The 10797-nt window shown below is 65.4% G+C and carries 8 protein-coding genes; 2 read left to right on the top strand and 6 right to left on the bottom strand.

Annotation, left to right across the window (positions count from 1 at the left end):
* Position 1: 1 nt before the first annotated feature.
* A complete protein-coding gene (locus tag HZF03_RS18400) occupies positions 2 to 1957 on the bottom strand; it encodes an alpha-1,4-glucan--maltose-1-phosphate maltosyltransferase (RefSeq protein ID WP_119017914.1) in 1956 nt (651 codons plus the stop codon).
* 208 nt (positions 1958 to 2165) lie between these two features.
* Between HZF03_RS18400 and malQ the strand changes: the two genes are divergently transcribed.
* Together malQ and HZF03_RS18390 are read left to right on the top strand one after the other, a co-directional pair.
* Positions 2166 to 4118 (top strand): 4-alpha-glucanotransferase, encoded by a 1953-nt coding sequence (gene malQ / locus HZF03_RS18395; RefSeq protein ID WP_119017915.1) that lies wholly within the window; start codon positions 2166 to 2168, stop codon positions 4116 to 4118.
* A gap of 4 nt (positions 4119 to 4122) precedes the next feature.
* A complete protein-coding gene (locus HZF03_RS18390) occupies positions 4123 to 5931 on the top strand; it encodes a glycoside hydrolase family 15 protein (protein ID WP_119017952.1) in 1809 nt (602 codons plus the stop codon).
* On the opposite strand, the gene HZF03_RS18385 is transcribed toward HZF03_RS18390, so the two are convergent.
* The 5 genes from HZF03_RS18385 to gnd all read right to left on the bottom strand — a co-directional run bounded on the left by HZF03_RS18385 (position 5928) and on the right by gnd (position 10696).
* The gene (locus HZF03_RS18385; protein WP_119017916.1) at positions 5928 to 6746 is read right to left on the bottom strand and encodes a Cof-type HAD-IIB family hydrolase; all 819 of its coding nucleotides are present in this window, start codon (positions 6744 to 6746) and stop codon (positions 5928 to 5930) included. The genes HZF03_RS18390 and HZF03_RS18385 overlap by 4 nt on opposite strands.
* A gap of 123 nt (positions 6747 to 6869) precedes the next feature.
* On the bottom strand, positions 6870 to 7418 hold the full coding sequence (locus HZF03_RS18380) for a gluconokinase (protein ID WP_119017917.1): 549 nt from the start codon (positions 7416 to 7418) through the stop codon (positions 6870 to 6872).
* On the bottom strand, positions 7402 to 8142 hold the full coding sequence (gene pgl, locus HZF03_RS18375; RefSeq protein ID WP_119017953.1) for a 6-phosphogluconolactonase: 741 nt from the start codon (positions 8140 to 8142) through the stop codon (positions 7402 to 7404). The genes HZF03_RS18380 and pgl overlap by 17 nt, the downstream gene beginning before the upstream one ends.
* Before the next feature lie 2 nt (positions 8143 to 8144).
* A complete protein-coding gene (gene zwf / locus HZF03_RS18370) occupies positions 8145 to 9659 on the bottom strand; it encodes a glucose-6-phosphate dehydrogenase (protein ID WP_119017918.1) in 1515 nt (504 codons plus the stop codon).
* Entirely contained in the window at positions 9656 to 10696 is a 1041-nt protein-coding gene (gene gnd / locus HZF03_RS18365; RefSeq protein ID WP_119017919.1) for a phosphogluconate dehydrogenase (NAD(+)-dependent, decarboxylating), read from the bottom strand. Before gnd ends, zwf begins: the two co-directional genes overlap by 4 nt.
* Between the last annotated feature and the right edge of the window lie 101 nt (positions 10697 to 10797).

The following is a 10797-nucleotide window of genomic DNA, read 5'->3' as shown; positions in this document are numbered from 1 at the left end:
CTCACGCCAGGCAACGGAACAGCAGCGCCGGGTCACGATGCGGATCGATCCGCAGGTTGATCCCGCCCCAATCGAGCGCGTGGCGCTCGCCAGTCAGCAGGTTCTCGACCGCAGCGACCGGTCGTCGCTCGCCGGCAACCTCGATCTGGACGTCGCCGAGCGGCAGCCAAAATTCATGGTAGTCGCTGCTGAGCGCGATCGCCACCGCGACCGCACTGGTGCCGTCGACCGATGTCTTGACGAAGCCGGTCACATTCGGGTCCTGCACCTCGAGGAAGCGAAGATTGCTGGTCTGCTGCAAGGCCGGGTTGGCGCCGCGGATGCGGTTGATGTCGCGAATGTACGGCTTGATGTTGCCCGGCTTGTCCCAGTCGCGCACCTTGATCTCGTATTTTTCGGAATCGAGATACTCTTCCTTGCCGGGGATCGGCTCGTGCTCGAGCAGCTCGAAGCCGTTGTAGATGCCATAGGTCGATGACAGCGTTGCGGCGAGAACGAGGCGCGACTTGAACATCCACGGCTCGCCGCCCTGTAGGTGGAAGGGCAGGATGTCCGGCGTATTGGTGAAGAAGTTCGGCCGGTAGAAGTCGCGTTCGGGATAGTCGGTGAGCTCGCGCAAATATTGCTCGATCTCCCACTTCTGAGTGCGCCAGGTGAAGTAAGTATAGGACTGGGTGAAGCCGAGCTTGGCCAGCCCCTTCATCAGCTTCGGGCGGGTGAAGGCTTCAGCCAGGAAGATGACGTCGGGGTGACGAAGCTGCACCTCGCGGATCAGCCATTCCCAGAACCGCAGCGGCTTGGTGTGGGGATTGTCGACCCGGAAGATCTTCACGCCCTGTTCGGCCCAGAACAGGATGACGTCGCGCAGCGCGTTCCACAGCGAACCGGCGTCTTCGCAAGAGAAATCCGGGTTGACGATGTCTTCGTATTTCTTCGGCGGGTTCTCGGCGTATTTCATCGAGCCGTCGGGACGGCGCTTGAACCAGTCCGGATGCTGCTTCAGCCACGGATGATCCGGCGAGCACTGCACGGCGATGTCGAGCGCAACCTCGATGCCGACGACCTCGCAGGCATCGATAAAGGCGCGGAAGTCTGCCAGCGTGCCGAGCTCCGGGTGAATCGCATCATGTCCGCCGTGCTCGGCGCCGATCGCATAGGGGCTGCCCGGATCGCCGGGCTCGGCCTTCAGCGCGTTGTTGCGGCCCTTGCGGTTGGTGGCGCCGATCGGATGGATCGGGGTGAAATACACCACGTCGAAGCCCATCGCGGCGACGTCCGGCAGCCGGGCGATGCAGTCGCGGAAGGTGCCGTGGCGGCCGGGCTCGGAGCTCTGGCTGCGCGGCACCATCTCGTACCAGGCGCCGTAGCGGGCACGCGGCCGGTCGATCGTCAGCGGCAGCGGATCGGTGCGCGTGAGGTCTTGCCGCACCTGACTGGTCGCCATCGCGTCGCGCAATTCCGGCGAGAGCAGCGGCGTGATATCACCGGTCCGTAGATATTCTTCGCAGCGCTGCTGAATCAGCCGCAGCACTTCTGGATCGTCGGTTTGTGCCTTGGTCAGCAGGCCCGCGCCTTCGAGTGCGTCGAGCGATAGATCCTGGCCGGCCTTCAGCTTCAGCTCGGCGCCGTGACGCCAAGTTGCGAATTCGTCGGTCCAGGCTTCGATCGCATAAATGTGACGGCCGAGCTGCTGCGGCGTGAAGGTCGCCGACCAGCGATCGTTGACGACATGCGTCATTGGCACGCGTTGCCAGGCGCTGTCCTGCTCGCGGCGCCAGATCAGGGCCGCGGCGATGACCTCATGGCCGTCGCGATAGATGTCGGCCCAAACCTCAATCGGCTCGCCGACGATCCGCTTCACCGCAAAGCGTCCGCCGTCGATCAGCGGATAGATGTCTTCGATGTGAAAAGCGCCGCCGTGAGCGGCGGCTTGAAGCGTTTGTGTCGACTTGTTCACAATAGCCCACGATCGATTGAGTAAAGGTGATGCCCACGATCTAGGACACTCGTCCCATAGTGAACCGGGCGGTTCTCGATTACAAAGCTTCTCGAACGGCCCTGGTTCCAATGGAACTCACCCTACGCAATCGCGTTCGATATGACTATCCTGTCGGCGACAGGCGGATTCGCGGCGCACCCTGCGCGGCGTGCAGATAGCGTGCCTTATGGATTTATTCACCAAAGCTGCCGAGTTGGGCATCCAGACCGAATTTTATGACGGTCAGGGGTGTCGCCATGTCACGCCGCCGGAAGCGTTGGCGCTGATTATCGAGGCCATGCCCGAAGCTGCGGTGCGGCCGTTGCTGGACCGGATCGTGGTGATCCGGCAGGGCGAGGAATGCCGCTCCGATCTGGACGCGCAGGCGGCGTTGCCGGTGCGCTGGCAGATCGTTGCTGGTGAAGCGACGCTGGCGGAAGGCACCGCTGACGCGCGCAACGTCACCTGGCCGCAGGGGCTGCCGAGCGGTACTCACCGGTTGCGGCTGAGCGACGCATCCGGGCGCACCGAGGAGGTGCCGCTCTTGGTCGCGCCGCCGCATGCCTTCAACGGCGAGTTCGACCGCTCCTGGCTGATCGCCGTGCAGCTCTACAGCCTGCGCTCCGCACGCAACTGGGGCATCGGCGACTTCACCGACCTGTCGCAGTTGATCGAGCTGGCGGCCGCGCTCGGCGCCGGCGGCGTCGGCCTCAATCCGCTGCACGCGCTGTTCGACGACCGCCCGAATGATTGCAGCCCGTATTCGCCGAACAGCCGGATGTTTCTCAATCCGCTGTACATCGACGTCGAGCGATTGCCGGAATTCTCGCTGAGCGACCTGCCGGGTGTCGATATCGCGGCGCTGCGCGACGGCGAACTGATCGACTACAACGTGGTGGCGACGATGAAGTGGCGTGCCTTGCGCGCCGCTTTCGATAAATTCTGCGACGCGCCTGAGCCCGGACGGCGCGAGGCGTTCGAGGCGTTTCGCTCCGAGCGCGCGCCGCTGCTGACGCGGTTCGCGTGTTTCGAAGTGCTGCGGCACAAGTTCGGGACGCCGTGGTGGGACTGGACCGACGAGTGGCGGCGGCCCGACGACGTGCGCTGTGCCCGCCTGCGCGAAGGGCCGGACGGCCGCGCGGTCGAGTTCATCGAATTTGCGCAATGGTGCGCCGATGAACAATTGCGCGCGTGCCAGGCTCTCGCCGCCGAACGCGGGATGCGCGTCGGGCTGTATCTCGACGTCGCGGTGGGCGTGCAGAGCGAGGGCTTCGACGCCTGGAACGAACAGACGGCGATCTCGCGGGTGCTGTCGGTCGGCGCGCCGCCGGATTCGCTCAACACCGCTGGCCAGAATTGGGGACTTGCCGGGTTCAACGCGCCGGGGCTGGAGCTGACCGGGTTCGCGCCGTTCCGCGAGATGCTGCGCGCATCGATGCGCTATGCCGGTGCGATCCGGCTCGATCACGTGCTCGGGCTCAACCGGCTGTATCTGGTCCCGCACGGTTTTGCCGCCAACCAGGGCGTCTATGTGCGAATGCCGTTCGAGGCGCTGCTCGCGGTCACCGCGCAGGAGAGTGTCGATCAGCGCTGCGTGGTGATCGGCGAGGATCTCGGCACGGTGCCCGACGGCTTCCGCGAACAGCTCGCGGCCTGGGGCGTCTGGTCGTATCGCGTGATGATGTTCGAGCGCGACTTCCACCAGGGCTGGTTCTTCGGCCTCGATCACTATCTGCCGAACGCGCTGGTCACCTTCAACACCCATGACCTCGCGACCTATTCGGGCTGGCGCGCGTCGACCGATCTGCATCTGAAGCGATCGATCGGCGTCGATCCCGGCGAGAGCGACGATTCCCGCCGCCACGCTTTGGTGATGCTCGGCGATGCGCTGCGCCATCAGGGCATCGAGCAGGACGACATCTACGCGGTGCTGACGTTCCTGGCGCGCACGCCGTCGCGGCTGCTGGCGATCGCGCTGGAAGATCTGCTGGGCGTGCTCGATCAGCCCAACGTGCCCGGCACGGTGTCGGAACATCCGAACTGGCGGCGGCGGCTGCCGAAGGCGATCGAAGACATCGCCGCGGTGATCAATCGCCAAGCGCTGCTTGCCGCGACCGCCGACCGCCGCATCGCGGGGTGACGATTTGCCGAGCCCGATCGAAGACTATGCGCTGATCGGCGACTGCGAGACCGCAGCCCTGGTCGGCCGCGATGGCTCGATCGACTGGCTGTGCTGGCCGTCGTTCGATTCCGAGGCCTGTTTCGCGGCGTTGCTCGGCAATGAAGACAACGGCCGCTGGCAGATCGCGCCGGCCGACGAGGTCGTGCGTTGCAGTCGGCGCTATCGCGGCGACAGCCTGATCCTCGAAACCACGTTCGAAACCGCGACCGGCAGCATCACGCTGATCGACTTCATGCCGCCACGCGGCTCGGCCTCCGATGTCGTCCGTCTGGTGCGAGGGGATCGCGGTCGGGTCAAGGTGGCGATGCAACTGGTGATCCGGTTCGGCTACGGCGTGGCAATCCCGTGGGTGCGGCGGACCGACGACGGCGCGGTGCTGGCGGTCGGCGGGCCCGACATGCTGGCCCTCAGGACGCCGGTGGCGACCCACGGCAAGGACATGACCACGGTCGCGGAGTTCGAAGTCGGCGAGGGGGATCAGATCCCGTTCGTGATGACCTACGGGCCGTCGCATCTGCCGGTGCCGGAGGCGATCGATCCGATCGCAGCGCTGAAGGACACCGAGGATTTCTGGGCCGAATGGTCCGGCCGCTGCACCTATCAGGGCGAGTATCGCGAGCTGGTGATGCGGTCGTTGATCACGCTGAAGGCGCTGACCTTCGCGCCATCGGGCGGCATCGTCGCGGCGCCGACCACCTCGCTGCCGGAGAAGCTCGGCGGCTCGCGCAATTGGGACTACCGGTTCTGCTGGCTGCGCGACGCCACCTTCACGCTGTTCGCGCTGATGAACAACGGCTACACCGAAGAGGCAGCGGCCTGGCACGATTGGCTGCTGCGCGCGGTCGCCGGCAATCCGGCCAGCATGCAGATCATGTACGGCATCTACGGCGAACGCCGGCTGCTCGAATGGCAGGCCGATTGGCTTGCCGGCTATCAGGGCGCGCAGCCGGTGCGGATCGGCAACGCCGCACATGCGCAGCTGCAGCTTGACGTCTATGGCGAACTGATCGATGCCTTCCATCAATGGCGCAACGCGGATCTCGCGCTCGATGGCGAGTCCTGGGCGCTGGAGTGCAAGGTGCTGCAGCATCTCGCCACGATCTGGGATCAGCCCGACAGCGGCATCTGGGAGCGGCGCGGTGCGCGCCAGCACTACGTCTTCTCCAAGGTCATGACCTGGGTGGCGTTCGATCGTGGCATCAAGAGCGCGGAGAAGTTCGGTCTGAAGGCGCCGGTCGCCGAGTGGCGCGCCTTGCGCGAGAAGATTCATGCGGACGTCTGCGCCAACGGCTTCGATGTCGAGCAGAACGCCTTCGTCGAGCACTATGGCGCCAAGGTGCTGGACGCTTCGGTGCTGCTGATCCCGGCGGTCGGCTTCCTGCCGCCGCGGGATCCGCGGGTGCTCGGCACGCTGGAGGCAATCGAGCGCAGCCTGATGAGCGACGGCTACGTGCTGCGCCACGATCCGCGCGAGAATCAGGATCCGACCGAAACGGAGGAGGGCGCGTTTCTGGCCTGCAGCCTATGGCTCGCCGATGCCTATGTGCTGGCCGGAGAGATCGACCGCGCCAAGGAGCTGTTCGATCGTGTCGCCGGCATCGCCAACGATCTCGGCCTGCTGGCCGAGGAATACGACACCGCACAACGGCGGCAGACCGGCAATTTCCCGCAGGCGCTGACCCACATCGCGCTGATCAACACCGCCAACAACCTCTCGGCCGCGAAGGCCGCGACGCACAAGCCGGCGATGCAACGGTCGAAGCAGAGCTAACCGCCGACACGCGCGTTGTGCTCGAGGATGAAGTCGATCGCGGCGGCGAAGCCGTCGTCGTCGTTGCGGCCGGTGACGTGAGCGGCCTGCTGCTTGATGTCGTCGGCGGCGTTCCCCATTGCGATCGGCAGGCCGCTGACGCCGAACATCGGCAGGTCGTTCTGCATGTCGCCGATGGTGGCGATCGCGTCCGCCGCGATGCCGAGCCGCTCCGCCATCGCGGCGACGAACGTACCCTTGCTGCGGCCGGGCGGAGTGACGTCGAGATAGTAGTCCTGCGATCGCACCGCCAGCGCACGGTCACCGAGCGCGGCCTGTAGCTCCGGCTCGCAGCGCTTCAGCAGCGCGAAGTCGGCGCTGACGCCGACGATCTTGCAAGCCTTGCCGGCTAACGGCGTCAAGTCCTCGGCCATCGTCGGCGAAAAGCGGATGGTGCGCTCCTCGTGGGCGACATATTTGCCGTCATCGCGGCGGATGTACCAATTGTCATTGGTGAACAGCCAGATGTCGATGCCGCTGCGCTCGAACAGCTCGATGCTGATCGTCGCCGCGCTGTCCGGGATCAGATGCTGTTCGAGCACGTCGAGCGTCGGGGTGACGATCGAGCTGCCATTGAACGGGCCGAGTGGCAGCGTGATGCCGAGCGGATCGCTGTACATCCGCATCCCGACCGGTGGCCGGCTGGAGGTGAGGGTGAAGCCGACGCCGCTGGCTTCCAATCTCGACACCGCATCACGGGCACGATCGGTGAGCCGCTTGTCGGTGGTGACCAGGGTGCCATCGACGTCGGAGATTACGAGCTGGATGCGGGTCATGGAGCGAACCTCGAAGTGGAGTCATCTTCATTGCGAGGAGCGGAGCGACGAAGCAATCCAGAATCGTGCACGGAGCTCTTGGATTGCTTCGCTTCGCCCGCAATGACGGTGCTGAGCATCGAATTAATCGCCGGTCGACGTCGGAAGCTGACCGACGATGTCATCGACGATCGTTGCTACGGGCGCGTCGATTGAGGCGATGATCGGGCGTTCGTCCGGGCCGGGGCGCTCAAGCGTGGCGAACTGGCTGTCGAGCAGGCCGGCCGGCATGAAGTGGTTCTTGCGCGCCGCCATTCGGCCGCCGATCAGCTCGCGGCTGCCGTCGAGAAACACGATCCGGATGTCGTCCCGGCCGTGCACCAGCACGTCGCGATAGGCGCGCTTCAGTGCCGAGCAGCCGAATACGATGTGGCCGCCGCCGGCGATGATGCGGTCGATCTCGGCAGCGATCGCTTCTAGCCAAGGCCAGCGATCGTCGTCGGTCAGCGGCTGGCCGGCGCTCATCTTCGCGACGTTGGCTTTCGGGTGATAGGCGTCCGCGTCCTCGTAGCGCCAGCCGAGGCGCTGGGCGAGCGCTTCGCCGACCGTGCTCTTGCCCGAGCCGGAGACGCCCATCACGATCACGGCGCGCGGACGCGGCTCCGAAGTCATCGGCTCAGGCGACACCGGCATTCTCCGGCAGTGCATCCTGCGTCACCAGCCACACCGTCTCGCCGTGCGACCGGGCGCGCGCGGACGGCAAATCCTCGCCGGCGAACACGCGGGCAAGGATGTCGCGCTTGGAAGCGCCATGCACGAGGAACAGCATCTCGGCGCAGGAGGCGAGCACCGGCAAGGTAAGGGTGACGCGCGGCACAAGCGGCTCGACGGGTGCAGTGTCGACACCCGCGACCCAGCGGTCCTGGATCGCCAACTGCGGCCGTCCCGGAAAAAGTGACGCGGTGTGACCGTCCGGACCGACCCCGCCGAGCACCAGATCGAACAGCGGCCGATCCGGCGTCAGCACGTAGCCGCCATAGAACGCTTGCAGTTCGGCTTCGTAGCGGCGTGCCGCATCCTCAGGTGTCGCCGCGTCGGTCGGAATGGCGTGAATATTCTGCGGCGGCGCGCGGCCGTCCAGAAACGCGTGCTTGGCCGCGCCGATGTTGCTGAGCGGATCGCTCTCCGGCACGAAGCGTTCGTCGCTGATGAACCAGTGCACGCGCTGCCATGGAATCCGGCTTTCGAATTCGTCGGCGAGCAGCGCGAAGAGTCGCTGCGGCCCGGAGCCGCCGGTGAGGCAGATCGCCGGACGCTCGTGATGCAGTTCGATCCGCGCGATCAGGCGCTGCGCGGCCAGTCGCGCCTGCGCGTCGGCGTCGGCCGCGACCACCAGGTGATGATCGTCGCTGCGCATGGTCAGGCCGGCTTCCGCCAATTGCGACCGTCACGCCCCAGCAGTTCGTCGGCATCTTCCGGGCCATCGCTGCCGGCGCGATAGATCTGAAGGCCGTGCGCGCCGGCCTTCTTCCAGGCGTCGAGGAACGGCTGTACCGCGCGCCAGCCGGCTTCGACACCGTCGGCGCGTTGGAACAGGATGTTGTCGCCGATCATGCAGTCGTGCAGCAGCGTCTCGTAGCCGTTGCTCGGCGCCACCTTGAAGTAGTCCTTGTAGCGGAAGGTCATCTCGACGCCGTCGATGGCGATCATCGGTCCCGGCACCTTGGTGTTGAATTGCAGCGAGATGCCTTCGACCGGTTCGATCCCGATGACCAGAAAGTTCTGCGACAGTTCCTGCACCGGGGTGCAGCGAAACATCGAGAACGGCGCCTCCTTGAATTTGATCGCCACCTCGGTGCGCTTGCCCGACAGCGCCTTGCCGGTGCGCAGATAGAACGGCACGCCGGCCCAGCGCCAATTGTCGATCGACAGCGTCAGCGCCGCGAAGGTCTCGGTGGTGCTGTCGGCCGCGACGTCCTTGGCGCTGCGATAGTCCGGGATGTCGGTGTCGCCGATCTTGCCCGAAGTGTATTGGCCGCGCACCGAATTGCGCAGCGCTTCATCCTCGCTCTGGATCTGGATCGCCGCGAGCACGTCGGCCTTGGCCGAACGCACCGCATGGGCGTTGAAATGCGCCGGCGGCTCCATCGCCACCAGCGACAGCAGTTGAAACAGATGGTTCGGCACCATGTCGCGTAGCGCGCCGGTCTTGTCGTAGAAGCTGCCGCGATGGCCGACGCCGAGCTTTTCCTCGACGGTGATCTGGATGTGGTCGATGTGCTCTCGGTTCCAGATCGGCTCGAACATGCCGTTGGAGAACCGCAGCACCAGGATGTTCTGCACCGTCTCTTTGCCGAGGTAGTGATCGATCCGGTACAGCTCGTGCTCGGAGATGATGCTGAGCAGATGATCGTTTAGCGCCTTGGCCGAGGCGAGGTCGGTGCCGAACGGCTTCTCCACCACCAACCGTCGCCAGGCGCCGCTGGTCTCCTTAAGCAGCCCGGCGCGGCCGAGCTCGGTGGCGATCGGCGCGAACGCATCAGGCGGCGTGGCGAGATAGAACAGCCGGTTGCCGCCGGTGTTACGATTGGCCTCGAGCTTCTCCAGCCGCTCGCGCAACCGCTCGAACGAGGCCGGCTCGCTGGGATCGGCGCTGACTGCGGTGACGCAGTACAGAAGCTGATCGGCGACCTTGTCATCGACCGGGCGGGTCGCGTATTTGCGCAAGCCCTGCATCAGGCTGTCGCGCAGATCGTCGCTGGACATCTCCTTGCGGGTGACGCCGACGACGCAGAATTTTTCAGGCAGCAGGTTGGCTTCGGCGAGGTTGTAGAGCGCCGGAATCACCAGCCGATGGGTGAGGTCGCCGGTGGCGCCGAAGATGACGAACGCGCAGCCTTCGGGGACCTGATTGCTGTTGGCTTGCGTGGTCACGCGCGCTCCGCTTTCGGTTTCAGTTTCTGCTGCGGAGCGGCTTGCTGCTCCGGCTCAGGATGCTGCTGCGGCTCCTTGTGGCCGCCGAAGCCCGCCCGCATCGCCGAGAGAATCTTCTCCGCAAACGTATGCTCCCGCCGCGAGCGGAAACGCGCGAACAGCGCGGCGGTGAGTACTTCGGCCGGCACCGCTTCTTCGATCGCGGCGTTGATGGTCCAGCGGCCTTCGCCGGAGTCCTCGACGAAGCCCGAGTAGTTGTCGAGCTGATCGTTTTTCGCCAGCGCCGTTGCCGTCAGGTCGAGCAGCCAGGACGGGATCACGCTGCCGCGGCGCCAGACCTCGGCGATGTCGGCGATGTCGAGATCGAAGCGGTGCGCTTCGGGCAGGGAGTCGCTACTGGCGTTCTTGAGAATGTCGAAGCCTTCGGCATAGGCCTGCATCAGGCCGTATTCGATGCCGTTGTGAACCATTTTGACGAAATGGCCGGCGCCGACCGGGCCGGCGTGGAGATAGCCCTGCTCGACGCGGGGATCGCGATCGTCGCGGCCCGGCGTGCGCGGGATGTCGCCGATGCCCGGCGCCAGTGTAGCGAAGATCGGATCGAGCCGGTCGACGACGGCTTTGTCGCCGCCGATCATCATGCAGTAGCCGCGCTCGAAGCCCCAGATGCCGCCGGAGGTGCCGACATCGACGTAATCGATGCTGGTTTCCTTCAGCGTCTTGGCGCGGCGGATATCGTCCTGCCAGAAGGTGTTGCCGCCATCGATGATGACGTCTCCGGCGGCGAGCAGCTTGGCAAGCTGTTCGATGGTGGTCTCGGTGATCTGTCCGGCGGGCAGCATCACCCACACCGCGCGGGGGGCGTCGAGCTTGCGCACCAGGTCTTCGAGCCCGCCGGCGCCGGTTGCGCCTTCGCGCGTCAGCGTTTCGATCGCTTGCGGGTCCCTGTCGTACACCACGGCATGATGGCCATCCTTCATCAGGCGCCGGACGATATTGCCACCCATCCGGCCGAGGCCGATCATGCCGATCTGCATGCGCAAGTCTCCACTGTTGAGCCGTGCCTCGCTTGATGTGCGAGGCTACGTTTTTAGGCGGTTACTCCGTCAGTGCGAGCCGAAGGCAAAGCAATCCAGGG

The organism is Rhodopseudomonas palustris (assembly GCF_013415845.1).
Classification (GTDB): Bacteria; Pseudomonadota; Alphaproteobacteria; order Rhizobiales; family Xanthobacteraceae; genus Rhodopseudomonas; species Rhodopseudomonas palustris_F.
This window is presented reverse-complemented; position numbering and strand designations above follow the sequence as displayed.